This is a genomic window from Kitasatospora sp. NPDC048407 (assembly GCF_043200475.1).
GTDB lineage: Bacteria > Actinomycetota > Actinomycetes > Streptomycetales > Streptomycetaceae > Kitasatospora.
The window spans coordinates 1,077,045-1,094,029 of sequence record NZ_JBICXW010000001.1 but is presented as its reverse complement, the minus strand read 5'-3'; the positions used below and the strand labels follow the sequence as shown (position 1 = coordinate 1,094,029).

The 16,985-nt window shown below is 71.7% G+C and carries 18 protein-coding genes and 1 pseudogene; 16 read left to right on the top strand and 3 right to left on the bottom strand.

Translation table 11 applies throughout. The features are described from left to right. Nucleotides 1-243 precede the first annotated feature (243 nt). The 7 genes from ACGFWJ_RS05075 (at nucleotide 244) to tgmC (ending at nucleotide 5,432) form a co-directional block, all read left to right on the top strand. Nucleotides 244-1,464, top strand: a complete 1,221-nt coding sequence (locus ACGFWJ_RS05075) for a helix-turn-helix domain-containing protein (RefSeq protein WP_392945354.1) — start codon at nucleotides 244-246, stop codon at nucleotides 1,462-1,464. A gap of 94 nt (nucleotides 1,465-1,558) precedes the next feature. Beyond that, the gene (locus tag ACGFWJ_RS05070) at nucleotides 1,559-1,882 is read left to right on the top strand and encodes a hypothetical protein (protein WP_392945352.1); all 324 of its coding nucleotides are present in this window, start codon (nucleotides 1,559-1,561) and stop codon (nucleotides 1,880-1,882) included. Beyond that, the gene (locus ACGFWJ_RS05065) at nucleotides 1,879-2,136 is read left to right on the top strand and encodes a hypothetical protein (protein WP_392945350.1); all 258 of its coding nucleotides are present in this window, start codon (nucleotides 1,879-1,881) and stop codon (nucleotides 2,134-2,136) included. The genes ACGFWJ_RS05070 and ACGFWJ_RS05065 overlap by 4 nt, the downstream gene beginning before the upstream one ends. Beyond that, on the top strand, nucleotides 2,133-2,465 hold the full coding sequence (locus ACGFWJ_RS05060) for a hypothetical protein (RefSeq protein ID WP_392945348.1): 333 nt from the start codon (nucleotides 2,133-2,135) through the stop codon (nucleotides 2,463-2,465). Before ACGFWJ_RS05065 ends, ACGFWJ_RS05060 begins: the two co-directional genes overlap by 4 nt. Before the next feature lie 593 nt (nucleotides 2,466-3,058). Next, nucleotides 3,059-3,331 (top strand): putative ATP-grasp-modified RiPP, encoded by a 273-nt coding sequence (gene tgmA, locus ACGFWJ_RS05055; RefSeq protein WP_392945346.1) that lies wholly within the window; start codon nucleotides 3,059-3,061, stop codon nucleotides 3,329-3,331. After that, nucleotides 3,331-4,293: an ATP-grasp ribosomal peptide maturase gene (tgmB, locus tag ACGFWJ_RS05050; protein WP_392945344.1), complete on the top strand. Its 963-nt coding sequence runs from the start codon at nucleotides 3,331-3,333 to the stop codon at nucleotides 4,291-4,293. Before tgmA ends, tgmB begins: the two co-directional genes overlap by 1 nt. After that, entirely contained in the window at nucleotides 4,290-5,432 is a 1,143-nt protein-coding gene (gene tgmC / locus ACGFWJ_RS05045; RefSeq protein ID WP_392945342.1) for an ATP-grasp peptide maturase system methyltransferase, read from the top strand. Before tgmB ends, tgmC begins: the two co-directional genes overlap by 4 nt. A gap of 130 nt (nucleotides 5,433-5,562) precedes the next feature. Here tgmC and ACGFWJ_RS05040 read toward each other — a convergent pair. Continuing rightward, nucleotides 5,563-5,913 (bottom strand): annotated as a pseudogene (locus ACGFWJ_RS05040) (VOC family protein); the annotation flags it as partial. Nucleotides 5,914-6,117: 204 nt separating this feature from the next. Here ACGFWJ_RS05040 and ACGFWJ_RS05035 point away from each other — a divergent pair. The 9 genes from ACGFWJ_RS05035 to ACGFWJ_RS04995 all read left to right on the top strand — a co-directional run bounded on the left by ACGFWJ_RS05035 (nucleotide 6,118) and on the right by ACGFWJ_RS04995 (nucleotide 15,599). Next, entirely contained in the window at nucleotides 6,118-6,390 is a 273-nt protein-coding gene (locus ACGFWJ_RS05035) for a hypothetical protein (protein ID WP_392945340.1), read from the top strand. Between the two features lie 140 nt (nucleotides 6,391-6,530). Beyond that, entirely contained in the window at nucleotides 6,531-6,995 is a 465-nt protein-coding gene (locus ACGFWJ_RS05030; RefSeq protein WP_392945338.1) for a GNAT family N-acetyltransferase, read from the top strand. Nucleotides 6,996-7,127: 132 nt separating this feature from the next. Further along, nucleotides 7,128-8,384: a sensor histidine kinase gene (locus ACGFWJ_RS05025; RefSeq protein ID WP_392945336.1), complete on the top strand. Its 1,257-nt coding sequence runs from the start codon at nucleotides 7,128-7,130 to the stop codon at nucleotides 8,382-8,384. Beyond that, on the top strand, nucleotides 8,381-9,061 hold the full coding sequence (locus ACGFWJ_RS05020) for a response regulator (protein WP_392945334.1): 681 nt from the start codon (nucleotides 8,381-8,383) through the stop codon (nucleotides 9,059-9,061). Before ACGFWJ_RS05025 ends, ACGFWJ_RS05020 begins: the two co-directional genes overlap by 4 nt. 111 nt (nucleotides 9,062-9,172) lie before the next feature. Continuing rightward, nucleotides 9,173-11,395 carry a protein kinase gene (locus ACGFWJ_RS05015; protein WP_392945332.1) on the top strand — a complete coding sequence of 741 codons (2,223 nt, stop codon included), beginning with the start codon at nucleotides 9,173-9,175 and terminating at the stop codon, nucleotides 11,393-11,395. A 97-nt stretch (nucleotides 11,396-11,492) separates the two neighbouring features. After that, a complete protein-coding gene (locus tag ACGFWJ_RS05010; protein ID WP_392945330.1) occupies nucleotides 11,493-13,733 on the top strand; it encodes a PQQ-binding-like beta-propeller repeat protein in 2,241 nt (746 codons plus the stop codon). Nucleotides 13,734-13,801: 68 nt separating this feature from the next. Next, entirely contained in the window at nucleotides 13,802-14,251 is a 450-nt protein-coding gene (locus tag ACGFWJ_RS05005) for a DUF523 domain-containing protein (RefSeq protein ID WP_392945328.1), read from the top strand. A 114-nt stretch (nucleotides 14,252-14,365) separates the two neighbouring features. Then, nucleotides 14,366-14,995: a ClpP family protease gene (locus ACGFWJ_RS05000; protein WP_392945326.1), complete on the top strand. Its 630-nt coding sequence runs from the start codon at nucleotides 14,366-14,368 to the stop codon at nucleotides 14,993-14,995. A gap of 1 nt (nucleotide 14,996) precedes the next feature. Further along, nucleotides 14,997-15,599, top strand: coding sequence for a ClpP family protease (locus ACGFWJ_RS04995; RefSeq protein WP_392945324.1), 603 nt, complete (start codon nucleotides 14,997-14,999; stop codon nucleotides 15,597-15,599). A 238-nt stretch (nucleotides 15,600-15,837) separates the two neighbouring features. Here ACGFWJ_RS04995 and ACGFWJ_RS04990 read toward each other — a convergent pair whose 3' ends face one another. Together ACGFWJ_RS04990 and ACGFWJ_RS04985 are read right to left on the bottom strand one after the other, a co-directional pair. Beyond that, the gene (locus ACGFWJ_RS04990; RefSeq protein ID WP_392945322.1) at nucleotides 15,838-16,230 is read right to left on the bottom strand and encodes a helix-turn-helix domain-containing protein; all 393 of its coding nucleotides are present in this window, start codon (nucleotides 16,228-16,230) and stop codon (nucleotides 15,838-15,840) included. A 91-nt stretch (nucleotides 16,231-16,321) separates the two neighbouring features. Further along, on the bottom strand, nucleotides 16,322-16,897 hold the full coding sequence (locus ACGFWJ_RS04985; RefSeq protein ID WP_392945320.1) for an SUKH-4 family immunity protein: 576 nt from the start codon (nucleotides 16,895-16,897) through the stop codon (nucleotides 16,322-16,324). Nucleotides 16,898-16,985: the final 88 nt, after the last annotated feature.

The window sequence follows — 16,985 nt, the reverse complement described above, 5'->3', positions numbered from 1 at the left end:
GGAGTTGGGCCTCTCGCCGAGTGCGCGAGTGGCCATTGCCCCGCCGGAGTCAGCAGACGACTCCGATATCTGGGACTGATCGGTCCCGCCCACATGAACGCCCCCGTCCCTTCCTCCCTCATCGGGTGGTTGGGGCGGGGGCCTTGTTGCGTTCCTGATCGCCACCCTGCCTTCACTCGCCCCTTCCCACGTGCTCGGTCCGAACCGGTGTTGGCCCGGCAGCGCTGGTCCTACTCTTACCCCATGGCTATGGCTGTTGATCCGGCGCTGTCTGTTGGCCAGCGCATCAAGCTTTTCAGGGAGCGCGCGGGCAAGTCCCGTGCCGTGCTGGCCGGGTTGGTAGGCCGTTCAGAGGGATGGTTGAAGGCTGTTGAGAACGGCCGGCTCCTGCCGCCGAGACTGCCCATGCTGGTGAAGATCGCAGAGCACTTGGGCATCGAAGACCTGTCGGCCCTGACGGGGGACGTGTCGATGCCCCGAGCGCTGTTCTCCGGGGCGGAGCATCCGGCGCTATCGGTGGTCCGGCAGGCCGTTGACTCGGCGCCTCTGGGCCTGGCGGACGGCCTGGTCCCGAGCGTCGATCACGTTGCGGCTCAGGTGGCTGCGGCTTGGCAAGCTCGGGACTCCCGGGGCGACCACCGTACGGCTCTTGGGGACCTGCTTCCGGCGCTGGTATCAGCTGCCTCGGTCGCCGCATCGCACCCTGACTGCCCGGATCGTCGGCGCGCTGAGGCGCTGTATGCCTCGGCTCTGAATCTCGTTCAGATGTTCGCTGCCTACCAGGGGGATGGAAACCTGGTCTGGCGTGTGGCTGAGCGTTCCTTGGCAACCGCCCGAGCGTCCGGTGATGCCGTCGCAGTTGCGCAGGCTTGTTGGTTCCTGGTGGAGGCGTTCCGGAAGTCTGGGCAGTGGGACAGTGCCCAGACGCTCACTGAGGAGGCCCTGCGGCTGCTCGGGCCTGTCAGGGGCGATTCCCCGTCGCTTGCTGCGGCATGGGCAGACATGGCGTTCCACGCGGCTATTACGCACGCTCGCGCGGGAGAGTCGGGCGAGGCTTGGGGCTGGTTCGACCGAGCCGAGGAGGTCGCCAGGACCCTGCCGTCTGATTTCTGGCACTCGCCGACCTCCGCATCTGCACGGGTAGTGCCGGTGCACGCTGTGACAGTCGCTGTCGAGCTGCGACAGGTCGGCACCGCCTTGCGGTGGGCTGACCGGCTGGCACCGGCGGAACTTCCCGCACGGCCGAGGCGGGCACGGCACTTGATCGAGGTCGCACGGGCATATGCGCTGCGGGGCGAACCGGATTGGGTGGCATCGCTGCTCACCGACGCAGTGGAGACAGCGCCCGACACCGCCCGGTGGAACCATGAGACTCATGACTTGGTCAGGGGCCTGCTGGACGGCCCGCCATCTGTTCGAACTGCCGCCCGTGACCTTGCAACCGCTACCGGGCTTGCTGCCTGACTGATAGTCAGGGGCACAAACTGTGCCTCTCGGCCGCGCTGAATGCCCGTACCGTCCATGGAATGTGACGGGGATTCAGCATTTTGGAGGCCGAATGGGCAGCATGCCGACCAGGGAACTCCCGTCGGTGCTGACGCACACGGACTGCCAGGAGACGAACCGGATAGTTACTCGGTTCGGGGACTGGAAGTTGCGCCCGGATGGCCCTCGGATCGTTCCGGCGCGCTACGTCCTGTCCTGCGTGTCCGAGGACGAAGACGGCACCATGTGCGGCGAGACGTCCCAGCCGAGTGCGGACGTGGGGGCCGTGGCGGAGTGGGCGCGCACGCACGCGTGGCTCAACCAGGACCACCGGTCGTACAGCCTGGACGCGGCCTCGGCCCCGATGGTGCTGGTGCCCGACGAGGAACCGGCGTGAATCGCAAGGCTCTTGCTGCCTGTGCCTTGGGTGTGGCGGTCGCTCTCGGGCCCGCCGCTGTGGTGCTCGCGCTCGCCATGCTCGACCCGCAGTCCGTGCGTCGTTGGGGCTGGTGGTTCTTCGCCCTGGCGGTCGCCATGCTCGGCGTCGTCTACGGCGGAGACTTGGAAACCTGGTGGCGCCGAAGACGGACCGCTCGGCGGCCCCGTCTGCGGATCACCGTTCACCGCGTACGCACCGGAGACCCGCCGTGACCCTTGCTGCCGAGGTGCTGCCCACGCTGGCCGAGATCGGCGCGGGACGGCTGCCGGAGCCGCCCGAGGAGGGCGACGGGAACGCGTGGGCGGCCGGGGACTGCTGGCTCTACTGCGGGCGCACTTCGGTCCGCGTGCTCTGGCTCGGACCGGTGACCGCAGCCGGCGGAGTCATGGCGGAACTGCTCGCCTGCGCCGACTGCATAGCGACCCTGCACGGCAAGGCAGTTGCCGCGATGGCCAAGCGGGACGGTCCGGCAACCGAACGCGCCCACCGCGCTCGGCACGCCCGGCCCCGTTCGAGGTGGGGCACGCGGCTTCGGCCGTAACCCGCCCGTTCGACTCCCGGCGGTGCCTGCGCTGCGCCGGGCTGCACAACCCCCGCCCTGGTGACGGGAAATGGACGGCCCGGACGACCAGGGCGGGGCACAGACGATTCACGGTATGGAGCGGAGATGGACGAGTGTCCCGAGGGCGCCGGACGCGAGGTCGAGACGGCCACGGAACCCGGTGCCTTACAGAGCGGTCCGGGCGGGCCGGTCTGGCGGTGCCTGACGTGCGGCCGGTGGGGCGGTGTCATGACCGCCGAGTAAGCCGCGCTGTTCCCCGGTGAACCCGTGCTGTTCCCCCTCGGGTGGACGGCGCCCGGCAAGTCGGTTCCGCTTCGCAAGGCGCGCCCCCTCGGGCGCAGGTAGCCGCGCCCCAAGAACTCCCGTTCTGGCGGACGGAAAGGGAATCAACCGCCAGAAGGGGCCCAACTACCGCTCCGGGCACATCAACCCCCATGCCCGGAGCGGGGCAAGACCGCCGCGACCGGTTCGGCCCTGGACAGGGCGACTCGGCCGGGGTGGGATAGGCAACTCGGCTTCACAGTCGAGGTGTTGAACTTTCGACGTTCACAGGAAACGGAGGTACAGCACAGATGACGCAGACGCCCGCACCGTGGGGCACCCAGCGAATGGGGCCGTACGCGGCCACCACCACGGTTCCGCAGTACACGCCCGTGATCGATCCCGAAACGCAGATCGCGGTGATCGTGGACGAGCACGGCCGGACGGTCGAGCTGGGCAGCCACGGCACCAGCACGAGCGGCCTGACGCCCACCACGACCACCCCGGGTGACGGGTCCGGCCCCGGTGGTGCGACCGACGCGGACAGCACCGAGTCGTACGACCAGGACCAGAGTTCTGGCTGATGCGTAACAGCAGGTCGGTACTGGTGCTGACCAACCCCTACGACGTGACAGCGGACGTGGTGCTGCGGCTTCTCGCCGATCGCCGGGTTCCCGTGGTCCGTCTCGACCCCGGCACCGACCTGCACGCGGGTGCCTCGCTGACCGCCACGTACCGCACAGGCGACCAGCGGGGCACCCTGCGCACGGCAAGTCGGGAGATCGACACCACGCGGATTCGGTCCGTGTGGGTACGCAGGCCCTCGCCCTACGAGGGGCCGCCGGAGTTGAGCGGCCAAGACCGCCGGTTCGCCGCCGAGCAGGCCCTGTGGGGCGCAGGGGGCATCCTCGCGTCACTGCCTGACGCGCACTACGTGAATCACCCCTGGAACAACCGATCCGCCGAGTTCAAGCCCGCGCAGCTCTCGACCGCGCAGCGCTGCGGGTTCCTGGTGCCCAGCACGGTGATCACCGACGACCCGCACGAGGCGCGGACGTTCGCCACCCAGCAGTCCGGCGCAGTGGTCTACAAGCCCGTGTGGAACACGCCCTACCGCGTGGACGATCAGCCGCACAGTGTGTGGGTCCGGGAGGTGCACGCGGCCGAGATCACCGATGCCGTGTCCGTCTGCCCCCACATGTTCCAAGCCAAGGTGGACAAGGCGTTCGACGTGCGGGTGACTGCCGTGGGCGGCCGACTGTTCGGTGTCCGGATCGACAGCCCCGATCTCGACTGGCGCTACCGTCAAGACCTGATGACGTGCACCCCGATCGAGGTGCCCGCGTCGGTCGCTCGTTCAGTCGCGGCCTATCTCACCGAACTCCGTTTGCATTATGGCGCGTTCGACTTCGCCGTGACCACCGCAGGTGACTGGTACTTCCTTGAGTGCAACCCGAACGGCCAATGGGCGTGGCAGCCGGCGCAGACCACCACCGCTATCGCCCAAGCTCTTACCGATCAACTGGAGAAAGGCCCCGACACGTGAGCACATCGGCTCAGCTTCGCAGCGCCCTGGCGGACAGGCTCGTCGAGGACGGCGCCCTCACCGAACCCGAGTGGCGCAGCGCGGCCACCACGGTTCCCCGCGAGCTGTTCACGGGGTCCTACTTCCTACCGGTAGCGGGCAGTGTCCCCACCAGCTACCGGCCCGTCCGCGAGGGCGACCCCGGGTGGCTGGAGGGCGTGTACTCCGACGAGACGCTGATCACCCAACTGGACGGCCGGACCAGGCCCGACGACGTGACCGAGGACGCCGTGACCGGCTCCCCGTCGTCGTCATCCACCCTGCCGTCACTGGTGCTGCGGATGTGGCAGCAACTTGGCGCGGAGGCCGGCCAGCGGGTGCTGGAGATCGGCACTGGAACCGGGTACTCGACCGCCCTCGGTGCACACCGCCTCGGGGACGCCAACCTGACCAGCATCGAGTACGACCCGGTGGTCGGCGGGGCTGCCGCTACGGCGCTCAAGGCGGCCGGGTTCGCGCCCCGGCTGATCATCGGTGACGGACTGCGCGGCGACCCGCAGGGCGGGCAGTATGACCGGCTCATCGCCACCTGCTCGGTCCGGTACATCCCTCTGCCGTGGCTGCACCAGGTGAAGCCCGGCGGGAAGATCCTGGCCACCCTCTCCGGGTGGAGCTACGCCAACGCCCTGGCGCTGCTCGACGTGACCGGCCCCGGGGAGGCTACGGGTCGGTTCCTCCCCGGCTACACCAGCTTCATGATCGCTCGGCCGCACGACCGGCCGCCCCGCCCGACGCTGGCCCTGCTGCCCGGGGACGAGCGTCCGAGCCAGATCGACCCCGCGAAGCTCGACAACTGGACCGGCGGGTGGGTTGCGCAACTCGCGGCCCCTTCGGCCGAACGCATGGGGGCGGGGGCGGAACAGATCCTCTGGGACGTGTCCACCGGTTCGCAGGCCCGGACGGCTCCCAACCCTGACGGCGGGTGGACCGTTGTCCAGCGTGGTCCCGTTCGTCTGTGGGATCGGGTGGAACGGGCCGTGGAGCGCTGGCAAGCCGCCAACGAGCCTCACCAGGAGAAGTTCGGGATCACGGTCTCGGCCGCCGGTCAGCGCGTGTGGCTGGGCACCGAGGACGGCCCCGGGTGGGACCTGCCGATCTGACACGCGGGCCCGGCGGTCAACACCACGCACCGCCCTGGCGGGTGGTCAGACAGCAAAACGCCCCGCTCGGCCAATCGCCGGGCGGGGCTCTGTCGTTGGCGATGACCTGCGGCTATGCTGCACAGAACTGGTAGTCACGTGTGTTGGGGTCGGCCATGACCGTCCAGGGGACGTCGCCCTGACCGACGTCGGCGAGCGTCGCGCCGAGAGCCTTCAGGCGCTCGACCAGCTCCGCCTGGTGGGCGGCCGAGGTGGTGGCCAGATCGATGTGCACCCGGTTCTTCACCGTCTTGGGTTCCGGGCGGGCGACGATGTCGATGCAGACGGCCGCGGGGTCGGGGTAAGCGAATCCCACGGGTTCGAGGTTGGTGACGCCTGGTCCCTCGCTGTCGACACCCCAGCCGAGTGCCTCCGCCCAGAACCGGCCGAGTGCGGCGTCGTCCCGGGCCTTCATGTTGATCTGCACGAGTCGTGTTGCCATGCGGCGGATCCTAGGAGCCAGCACCGGCCCTGGCCAGCGCGGTTTTGCAGGCGCGCGCGTCGCGGGTCTTTCGCTGCTCCGTGAGCGCACCACTGAACCTGGAAGTGCAATGCCGGTGGCGCGGCGCAGCTGGCGGCGGGGCAATCATGCCCCCTCCGGGAACCGTTGTTGACCGTTCGAATTCCGGCGGTACATGATCATTTCATGACCTCATTGGCAGCTCAGGCGGGCTCCGGCGGTGGCGTGTTCCTGCTCATCTGGAGCGTCGCGGCCATGGCCATGGGCGGAGCCCTGGCCACCAAGAAGTGGTCGACCCGCTTCAAGGACCACATGGTGCAGGGGCTTGCGCCGCGCCCGCTGTCGCAACAACGAGCCGCCCGGCAACCCGTGGGCGTGCTGAGGTTCGTCGGAGGCGCTCTCGCGGTCTCGGGAGCGGTCGCCCTGCCGATCGCCGTGGTCATCATCAGCCGGGGCTGACACCGGGACACCGGCGGCGCCACGGACCGGGGGAGGCCGACAGTCGGGCCGGGCGGGCGCCCCGGCATCCGCCCGACTGTCGGCCGATCGGGGCCGGCACGGTCCGAAACTCACTTGCCGTACCTGCTTGGAGTGCGGACATGCCGACTTCGCTGCGCCTGCAAGAGATCACCCCTGACAACTTCGAGCGCGCCATCGGCCTGCGGGTCCGCCGCGATCAGGAACACCTGGTGGACCCCGTGGTGAAGTCGCTCGCCGAGGCGTACCTGCACCCGGGCGTCGCATGGCCCCGGCTCATCTGCGACGACGGCGAGGCCGTCGGGTTCCTGATGGCCTTCTTCGACATCGACTGGACCGGCACGGGCACCGACTTCCGTTCCGGACTCTGGCGTCTCAACATTGCGGCCGGTGAGCAGGGACGAGGCGTGGGGCGTTTCGCGGTGCGGGCCGTCGCCGACGAGATCCGGCGCCGGGGAGGCACCCGCCTGACGACGACCTGGCATCCCGGAGCGGACGGCCCGATGGGCTTCTACCTGGCACTCGGGTTCCGCCCGACCGGAGAGACCAGCGGAGGTCAGACGGTGGGCGTGCTGGAACTGAGCTGAACCCATGCGCGGATCGGGGTGTGCCGCCGGCTGTGCCTGCGGCGCGTGCCGCCGGCCGTGCCCGCGCAACTATCGATGCGCACCCGGGGGAGGATCCGCACCGCGCCGGTGCTCGTCTAGCCTGGCGGACCGATGGCTACCTGGACGACGACGGCCCTGCGCGCCGCACCCCGATGGATCGCCGACCGGCCGCGACTGACGGATGTCGCGCTCGGCGGTGGGCTGACCCTGTTCGACGCGGTCACCGTGCTGAACCACACGCCTGCGCCCGGTGGTTGGGGTGTGGCGCTGTGGGCCGCGCAGACCGTTCCGCTGGTGTGGCGGCGGCGGTGGCCGCACGCCGTGCTCGCGGCGATGACCGCCCTGTACCTGCTGTTCCAAGTACTCGACCCGATACCGGGGAAGATCCCCGGCCCGTACCTGCTGATGCTCGGCGTGTACGCCGTGGCCCGCTACGGCCCGCGCCGGGCCGCCCTGCTCGCAACTGGCCTGTGCCTGGGGGCCGTTACGGTGGGGGACGCGCTGACCGGGCACTGGCAGGTGCCGCAGCCCGGGTCGTTGGAGCCGATCAGCACCACCACGTTCGTGTTCTTCTTCGCGCTCGCCTGGATCCTCGGCTCCGGTCGGCGCCGGATCGGTGCCGACGCGGACCGGCTGCGTGAACTCAACCGGCGGCTGCGGGCCGAGCAGGAGCTCAACGCCCGGCAGGCGGTGGCCGGTGAGCGGGCCCGGATCGCCCGTGACCTGCACGATGTGGTCGCGCATCATGTCAGCGCGATCGCGGTTCAGGCCCGGGCCGCCGAGGACGTGCTGACGGACGATCCGGTGCTCGCCGTCCAAGGCGTCGGCCTGATCGGCCGGACCGCCGACACCGCGCTGATCGAGATGCGGCGCATCCTCGGCCTGCTGTCCACCCGCGAGCGCGACCTCGCCCCGGAGCCGTCCCTCGCCCACCTCGACCGGCTCGCCGACGCCGCCCGCGCGGCCGGCTGCCGGGTCGCCGTCACCGTGCAACTCCCGGAAACCGGCGTGCAGTTCGCGGGGCTCGAGGTCTCCGGGTACCGGATCGTCCAGGAGGCGCTGACCAACGTGCTCAAGCACGCCGGCCCGGTGGACGTCCGGGTCGCCGTCCGCGCCGACGCCGGGCAGCTGCTGATCGAGGTCGAGAACGACCCGCCCGCCCCTGACCACCGGCCCGCCCCCGACCACCGGCCCGCCCCCGACCATCTGCCCGCCCGCGGCCACCGGCCGGTCCCCGGCAGCGGGCGAGGGCTGATCGGCATGCGGGAACGGGCGGCGGCCTTCGACGGCACCCTGGACGCCGGGCCGCGGGCCGACGGCGGGTGGCGGCTGCGCGCCACACTGGATGCGCGGGTGGTGGAGGCGTGAGCGTACGGGTGCTGGTCGTCGACGACCAGGAAATCGTCCGGACGGCGCTGCGGCTGGTCATCGACCGACGCGAGGGGCTGACGGTGGTCGGCGAAGCCGCCGACGGGGGGCGGGCGTTCGCGCTCGCCGTCGAACTGCGGCCCGACGTCGTGCTGATGGACATCCGGATGCCCGGCACCACCGGCATCGAGGCCACCCGCCGGATCACCACCGGGTGGCCCGGCCCGGAGCCGGCGCCGCGGGTCCTGCTGCTCACCACCTTCGACCTGGACGAGTACGTGCACGAGGCGCTGCGGGCCGGCGCGCACGGCTTCCTGCTGAAGAACAGCGCCCCCGAACAGCTGGCCCGGGCGATCCGGGCCACCGCCGCCGGCGAGTCCGTGCTCGCGCCGAGCGTCACCCGCCGCCTGATCGACACCCTCACCGCGCTGCCGCCCGCCCTATTGCCAACACTTGACGATGCGTTGGTAAAAACTCCGTCCGTCGAGCTGCTCACCGAACGGGAGCTCCAGGTGCTGGTGCTGGTCGCCCGCGGCCTGTCCAACGCCCGGATCGGTGACGCGCTCGGCCTGAGCGAGGCGAACGTGAAGAGCCGCGTCAACCGGATCCTCAGCCGCCTCGGACTGGAGAACCGCGTTCAGGCCGCGCTCTTCGCCCACAAGGCCGGACTGGGCTGACGAGGCATCAGCGCAGCAGCCCAGGTGAGGATTCGGTGTGCGCGGCTGCCGCACCCAGCCCGCAGACCGTATGGTTCGTCCCGCGCACCCGACGGGGGAAGGGAAGGGCAGGTGCAGCCACTCGACGGGATGGATCCGCGGCAGGTCGGGCCGTACACGCTGGTGGGCCGGCTCGGGGCCGGCGGCATGGGTGCGGTGTACCTGGGGCGGTCGGCCGGCGGGCGGGCCGTCGCCGTCAAGGTGGTTCGGCCGGAGCTCGCCGAGGACACCGAGTTCCGGCAGCGCTTCCGGCAGGAGGTGGCCGCCGCGCGGCGGGTCTCCGGCGCGTTCACCGCGGCCGTGGTGGACGCCGACACCGAGGCCGCGCTGCCGTGGATGGCCACCGCCTTCGTCCCCGGACTGTCGCTGCGGCAGGTCGTCGAACGGCACGGCCCGCTGCCCGTCGCCACCGTCCGCACACTGGCCGCCGGGCTCGCCGAGGCGCTCGGCGAGGTGCACCGCGCCGGGCTGATCCACCGCGACCTGAAGCCCGGCAACGTGCTGCTCGCCCTCGACGGGCCGCACGTCATCGACTTCGGCATCTCCCGGGCCGCCGACGCCGGCGGGCTGACCACCACCGGCTCCGTCATCGGCTCCGCGCCGTACATGTCCCCCGAACAGGCCCTCGGCGAGCCGCTCGCGCCCGCCGGCGACGTGTTCTCGCTCGGCTCCACCCTGGCGTACGCGGCCCTCGGCCGGAACCTGTTCGGCGAGGGCGCGGGCGCGGCCGTGCTGTTCCGGATCGTCAACACCGAACCCGACCTCGGCGAACTCCCCGCCGAACTGCGCCCATTGGTCACCGCCTGCCTCGCCAAGACCCCCGCGCACCGGCCGACGCCCCGCCAACTCGTCGCCCACGTCGCCCAGTCCGGGCACCCGACCGACCCGGACGGCTGGCTGCCACCCGCCGTCGCCACCGAGGTGCGCGCCGTCCGCGCCGTGCTCACCGCGCCGCCCGCACCACCGCCGATGCCCCCGCCCGCCCCCTCGGACGCACCCATCGACCAGCCACCACCGGCCCGCCGGATCGGCCGCCGCACGCTGCTCGGCCTCGGCGGCGCCGTCCTCGCCGCCGGCGGGGCCGGAACCGCGTTCGCGCTGATCAACCGCGACCGCGGCGTCTCGTCCGACAAGCACGCCGCCCCGCCGGTCCGGCCGAGCGCGGACGTCCCGGAGGCCGTCCCGCTCTGGCAGAACCGCGAGGTCACCCTGCCGTGCGTCCAACTGCTGTCACTGGACGGGGCGGTGGTCGGCATCACGCCCAGGAAGATCTGGGCGGTCGGCGGCGACGGCAAGCCGAAGTGGACCCTGGACGACACCACGGTCGCCGTCACCTTCGCCATCGACGCGGCCCAGCCGCAACCCGTCGCCGCCTTCGACGGCCACCGCATCCAACTGGCCGGTACGGGCGGCATGGCCGGCATGGGTGGCACAGGCGTCGGCAGCCGCATCACGGCCGTCCTGCTCGCCATCGACCCGGCCGACGGCAAGTCCGACGGGAAGGTGGCGCTCGACCAGCCGGAGGCGGTCTCGGCGAACCGCCTCGCCGGGATCCGCGGCGGCACCGCGTACGTGCTCGGGCTGGGCCAGGGCCGGCACCAAGGGGGCAGCAACGTGTGGGCGATCGACCTGGCCGGGCGGCGCACCGCCTGGTTCCACGGCGAGGAATCCCTGCTGCTGGAAGGCGTCCTGCTGGCCGGGGGCGACCAGGTGTTGGTCTCCTCCGCCGACCGCCTCAAGGCACTCGACGGCTCGGGGAACGTCGCCTGGCAGGCCGGCCTCCAGTCCTTCGGCATCGCCGCGGGCGGCGGCTGGTTCCTCACCCCCGACAACAAAGGCGCCGTCACCGCCCTCGACCCCGCCACCGGCAAGCCCGCCTGGTCAGCCCCCGGCATCGCCACCCCCCGCCTGCACGGCAGCGCCTTCGCGCACGGCCCCGACGACAACCTGCTGCACTGCCTGTGGACCGACACCGACGGCGGCTTCTCCGTCGGCGCCCTCGACCTGAAGAGCGGCACCCCGCGCTGGAAGACCCCGCTCCCGCCCGACGGCCCCGGCACCGGCACCGGCAGGTTCGGCGCCGACCTGCTCTACGCCGACGACACCCTCTACCGGATCGGCCCCGACGCGGTGATCTGGGCCCTCGACCCCGACACCGGCAAGGCCCGCTGGAAGTACTCCGGATACCAGGGCACCGACGCCGCGACCCTGACCTGGACGGCCGGCGCGGGACGGCTGTGCGTCGCCGCCGGGAGCCCGTCGATCCTCACCGCCCTTCCCGCGAAGATGAGTTGACGACCACGCAGCCGGACCTCGGCCGGTCCGGGCGCCGGTGTCTGGCCGCCGCGAGCCCCTCCTTCCTCACCGCCCTTCCCGTGAAAGCGAGTTGACGATGCACCCGCTGTCCCCGACCGACCCCGCACAGGTCGGCCCCTACCTGCTGCTCGGCCGGCTCGGCGCGGGCGGCATGGGCGCCGTCTACCTCGGCCGGTCGGCCGGCGGCCGCACCGTCGCGATCAAGCTGATCCGGCCCGAACTCGCCGACGACCAGCGGTTCCGGGCCCGCTTCCGGCGCGAGGTCTCGGCCGCCCGCACCGCGTCCTCCGCGTTCACCGCCCCCGTCGTGGACGCCGACCCGGACGCGCCGCTGCCCTGGCTCGCCACCGCGTACATCCCCGGCATCCCGCTCGACGAGGCGGTCCGGCTGGTCGGGCCGTTCCCCGAACCGGTGCTGCGCATCCTCGCCGCCGGCATCGCCGAGGAACTCGCCGCGATCCACGCCGCCGGACTCGTCCACCGCGACATCAAGCCCAGCAACGTGCTGCTCGCCCTCGACGGCCCGCACGTCATCGACTTCGGCATCGCCCGCGCCGCCGACGACAGCGTGCTCACCGCCGAGGGCGCCATCCTCGGCACCCCCTCCTACCTGTCGCCCGAACAGGCCCTCGCCCGGCCGATCGGCCCCGCCGCCGACGTCTTCTCGCTCGGCTCGACCCTGGTGCACGCCGCCACCGGCGCGGGCCCGTTCGGCGGGGGCCAGCCCATCGAGGTGGTCCGCCGGGTCGCCGCCGAGGAGCCCGACCTCAGCGGCGTCCCCACCGGGCTGCGCCTGCTGGTCGCCGCCTGCCTCGCCAAGGACCCGGCCGACCGGCCCACACCCCGCCAACTCGTCGACTCCCAGCGGCTCGAACCCCAGCCCCCCGGCACCTGGCTGCACCCCGCGCTGGTCGCCGCCGTCGAACGCTCGGCGGCCGTCCTCACGCCGACGCTGCCCCCACCGCTCCTTCCTACGATGGAACTGCCGCCCCCCGGGCCCGAGTTGAAGCGACCCGCGCGGCGGACCCTGCTGTACGGGCTGGCCGGCGGAGCGATCGCGCTTGCGGGTGGCGGGACTGCGGCGTACCTGACGTTCGGTTCCGACAAGTCACCTGCCACGCCCGGCAGTTCGGCACCGGCGCGCAAGCTCACCGACCCGGACCGCCCGCTCGACACCACCACCATCGCCACCGCGCTGTGGACGGTGCCCGTGTCCGACCCGATCGCCCAGGTCGTCGGGGACGGCGACAGCATCCTCACCGTCGACGCCAAGGCCATCCGCGGCTTCGACCGTGACGGCAAACCCCGCTGGGAGCCGAAGGCCGCCGCCAACAGCATCATGCCGACCCCGGTGATCGGCCAGGTCGCCGCCGCCAACGGCAAGGGCTACTACCTCACTTGGGAGCCGAAATCCGCCGGTACCTTCGGCCTCCGCACCTCCCTCAGGGCGATCGACCTGGCCACCGGCGAAGTCTCCTGGACATTCACCAATGCGTCGGTGACCGCCACCGTCGGCGCGGTCTGCGGCGTGCTGGACGGCGCCGTCTACGTCCAGGTCACCGGATCCGCCACCGGAAGCCCCGGCCAGCAGATGTTCCTGTGGGCCGTGGACACCGCCACCCACGACACCCGCTGGGAGCAGCGGTTCCCGAACGTCGGCCTCAGCACCGGCCGCCTCGCCGTCCCCACCACCGGCACCCGCCTGCTGTGGGAGATGAACGACATGGCCAGCGGCAAGTTCACCCTGCAGGGCCTCGACACGCAGGACGCCGGCAACTCCGTCTGGCACCAGCCCACGCCCGGTACCACCCCGGACTCGGGAGCCCTCCTCCAGCCGTTCACCGACGGCCCGCACAGCTCCGCCGGCGGCCACCTGCTCTACCTCGCCGACCGGGTCTACGCCATCAACCCGGCCGACGGGACGGTGGCCTGGAAGAGCGACGCCACCATGACCTACCAGGCGGTGGTGGCGAACGCCGACGGCTCGACCGTCTTCGCCGCAGGCATCGACTACAAGACCCTCAGCGTCCGGGTCCAGGCCCTGAACGCGACCGACGGCACCGTCCGCTGGGCCGGCACCCTCCCCGCCGGCCCCATGATCACCAACCTCGGCGCCCAGTTCGCCGACGACACCCTCTACCTCTGGCTCCACGGCAAGGTCTGGGCCCTCGACCCCACCACCGGCACCGCCCGCTGGACCTACACCTTCCAAGCCTCCAACCTCGCCCTCACCGTCCCCCTCTGGGCCGGAGGCGGCCGCGTCTACGGCCCCACCGAACAGGGCCTCACGGCGGTCGCGGCCACCGGCAAGGCCTGACGGCTCCTTCGGCTTCCGGCTGGTCAGGGGCAGGATCGGGCGGGTGTGTGGCCCGGTAGCCTGGGCGGGTGGATGCGATTTTGGTGAGTGCTTGTCTGCGTGGGGTGCCGTGTCGGTTCGACGGGCGGGACAAGGCGTCGGAGGCGCTCGCGGAGGCGTTGGACGGGCGGCGGGCAGTGGCGTTCTGCCCGGAGGTGGCGGGCGGGCTGGAGACGCCGCGGCGGCCGGCGGAGCTGGTCGGGGGTGACGGGCACGACGTGCTGGACGGGACGGCGCGGGTGGTGGACGACGGCGGGCGGGACGTGACGGCGGAGTTCGTGGCGGGGGCCGAGCTGGCGCTGGTCGCGGCGCAGCGGGCGGGGTGCACGGAGGCGGTGCTGATGCCGCGGAGCCCGTCGTGCGGCCGGGGCAAGGTCTACGACGGCTCGTTCGCGGGCGCGCTGGTGCCGGGCGACGGCGTGACGGCGGCGCTGCTGGAGCGCAACGGGATCACCGTCCGGCCGGCGCCCGGGGTCTGAGTCGGGCGCTCTGCCCGTGGCGAATCTGCGGCGGGCAGAGAAGCGTCTGCGAGGGGTCGTTCGGGGTGAACAGTGGAGTGGAAGACGCGCTCCGGCCCCGAGGAGGAAACCCCGATGAGTCCGTTCCCATCCCGTGCGGAGGACGGCGACACGCCGCCCAGTCGCTTCGACGACCACCTCGCGGCGCAGCTCCTCGCGCAGCGGATCGTCCTGCTCGGCACCCAGGTCGACGAGGTGTCGGCGAACCGGGTGTGCGCGCAGCTGCTGCTGCTCTCCGCGGAGGACCCGCGCACCGACATCAGCCTGTACATCAACAGCCCGGGCGGGTCGGTGACGGCGGGCCTGGCGATCTACGACACCATGCGGCTGATCCCGAACGACGTCTCGACGCTGGCGATGGGTTTCGCCGCCAGCATGGGGCAGTTCCTGCTGACGGTGGGCGCCGCCGGCAAGCGGTTCGCGCTGCCGAACGCGCGGATCATGATGCACCAGCCGTCGGCGGGCATCGGCGGCACCGCCTCGGACATCGAGATCCAGGCGGAGAACCTCGAGTACACCAAGAAGGCGATCGAGCGGATCACCGCCGCGCACACCGGCCAGAGCGAGGACACCATCGCCCGGGACGGCGACCGCGACCGCTGGTTCACGGCCGAACAGGCCCGGGAGTACGGGATGGTGGACCAGGTGGTGGAGTCGCTGGCGGACATCCGTCCGGCCGCGAACCGTCGACGGATGGGGTTGTGACATGGGCTCGTACACGGTTCCCTACGTCATCGAGAAGACGGCTCAGGGCGAGCGGTCCTACGACGTGTTCAGCCGGCTGCTGAACGAGCGGATCATCTTCCTCGGCACCGAGATCGACGACGGCGTCGCCAACGTGGTGATCGCGCAGCTGCTGCACCTGGAGTCGGCGAGCCCGGGGGAGGAGATCGCGATCTACCTCAACTCGCCCGGCGGATCGTTCACTTCACTGATGGCGATCTACGACACCATGACCTTCGTGCAGTCGCCGATCTCGACGTTCTGCGTCGGCCAGGCGGCGTCCACGGCGGCCGTCCTGCTGGCGGGCGGCGACCCCGGGCGGCGGTTCGTGCTCCAGCACTCGCGGGTGCTGCTCGGCCAGCCGGCCAGCGGCGGCCGGCAGGGGACGGTCTCGGACCTGAGCCTGGCGGCGAAGGAGCTGCTGCGGATCCGCTCGCAGGTCGAGGAGGTACTCGCCCGGCACACCCACCACGACCCGGCGACGCTGCGCGCGGACATGGATCGCGACAAGGTGTTCACCGCCGAGGAGGCCGTCGCCTACGGCCTGGCCGACGAGGTGCTGAACCGGCGCCTGGTCCTGGCCTGAGACGCCGAGAACCGGCCGGTGCGGCGGCCAACTGCCGCCGTGCCGGCCGGCGTTGCTCGGGCGGCCAACTGCCGCCGTGCCGACCGGCGTTGCGAAGGCGGCCAACCGCCGCCGTGCCGGCCGGCGTTGCTCGGGCGGCCAACTTCCGCTGTGTCGGCCGACGTTGCGAAGGCGGCCAACTGTCGCCGTGCCGACCGGCGTTGCTCAGGCGGCCAACCGCCGTCGCAACGGCCGTTGTTCAGGCGGCCAGGCAGAGCCCGTTGTACGGCGCGGCGGGCGCGGCGCGGCGGATCTGCGAGTAGCGGACCAGGTCGTCCTGGGCGAGCGACAGCAGATCGCCGAGCCCCAGCCCGAGAGCGCGCGCGGCGGCCGCGAGCACCTCCGAGGAGGCCTCCTTGCGGCCGCGCTCCAGCTCCGACAGGTACGGCATGGAGATCCGCGCCGCCTCCGAGACGTCCTTCAACGTCCGCTGCTGGGCGAGCCGTTCACGCCGCAGCACACCACCGACCACATCACGCCACAGCGGCTCCTTCACCGCCGGCGGCTGCTTGACCGCCGCCGGCTGCTTGGCCGCCCCGCCCTGCGGGCGCAGCGGGATGACGCGGGCTTCGTTCTGGCCTTGAGTGCTCACCCCATCAGCGTAGACATCCCGCGCGCGAGCGGAAGGGAGCGGCGTTCTGCTGTGGGTGAAGTGCGGCAGTGGAACGGCAGTTGACGGATATTCAGTGCGGTTCGCCCAGGAGGTGGCTGACGTAGTGCAGGACGGTGAACCAGCAGGACCCGGGATTCTCCATCGCGAGGGGATCGACCCGGCGCATCGTCCGCAGCAGCCTTGCCTCGGCGCCCGCGGGGTCGAGCTCGTCCGTACCGGCGTCGGGGTCGTAGGCCGGCCGTTCCTCCTCCAGGGCGTGCAGGAAGAAGGCGAGGGCGTCGACCGTGCTGTTGAGCAGGTGCGGAGTGCCACCCTCCGGGATGCAGTAGACGATGCCGGTGGCCACGTCGACCATCACGTCGTCCAGCCGGATACTGCCGAGGGTCAGCCAGACCGACATGTCGAACGGGCAGCTCGGGTACCGGCCGGCGACGCGCTGCCAGGCCTCGCCGCCGATCCGCAGGTCGCCGTCGACCATCAGCTGGTCGGTCTCGAACCAGCCCATCCGGTCCGGCAGTCCGATCTCGCCCAGGAACTCCCGGGTCGCCCGGTGCGTGATGCCGTCGAGCAGGTGGTCGGCCGGAGTGACCAGTTCCTCGGCGCCGAAGACCGACTCCATCGTCTTCCGGTCGATCAAGGGGCTCATGGAACTCCGCACTTCCGCCGGGGTATCGGGTTGGCCAAATGGTCCGACGGGCAGTTTAGTTGGCGTTGTATGCAGGTCGGACTGCGGA

What these genes read in the sequence shown, in the direction of transcription:
- tgmB (WP_392945344.1), top strand. Translation starts at nt 3,331, where the DNA reads ATGCGTAACAGCAGGTCGGTACTGGTGCTGACCAACCCCTACGACGTG.
- ACGFWJ_RS05035 (WP_392945340.1), top strand. Translation starts at nt 6,118, where the DNA reads ATGACCTCATTGGCAGCTCAGGCGGGCTCCGGCGGTGGCGTGTTCCTG.
- ACGFWJ_RS04985 (WP_392945320.1), bottom strand. Translation starts at nt 16,897, where the DNA reads ATGAGCCCCTTGATCGACCGGAAGACGATGGAGTCGGTCTTCGGCGCC.
- ACGFWJ_RS05075 (WP_392945354.1), top strand. Translation starts at nt 244, where the DNA reads ATGGCTATGGCTGTTGATCCGGCGCTGTCTGTTGGCCAGCGCATCAAG.
- ACGFWJ_RS04995 (WP_392945324.1), top strand. Translation starts at nt 14,997, where the DNA reads ATGGGCTCGTACACGGTTCCCTACGTCATCGAGAAGACGGCTCAGGGC.
- ACGFWJ_RS05025 (WP_392945336.1), top strand. Translation starts at nt 7,128, where the DNA reads ATGGCTACCTGGACGACGACGGCCCTGCGCGCCGCACCCCGATGGATC.
- ACGFWJ_RS05030 (WP_392945338.1), top strand. Translation starts at nt 6,531, where the DNA reads ATGCCGACTTCGCTGCGCCTGCAAGAGATCACCCCTGACAACTTCGAG.
- ACGFWJ_RS05000 (WP_392945326.1), top strand. Translation starts at nt 14,366, where the DNA reads ATGAGTCCGTTCCCATCCCGTGCGGAGGACGGCGACACGCCGCCCAGT.
- ACGFWJ_RS05070 (WP_392945352.1), top strand. Translation starts at nt 1,559, where the DNA reads ATGGGCAGCATGCCGACCAGGGAACTCCCGTCGGTGCTGACGCACACG.
- tgmA (WP_392945346.1), top strand. Translation starts at nt 3,059, where the DNA reads ATGACGCAGACGCCCGCACCGTGGGGCACCCAGCGAATGGGGCCGTAC.
- ACGFWJ_RS05010 (WP_392945330.1), top strand. Translation starts at nt 11,493, where the DNA reads ATGCACCCGCTGTCCCCGACCGACCCCGCACAGGTCGGCCCCTACCTG.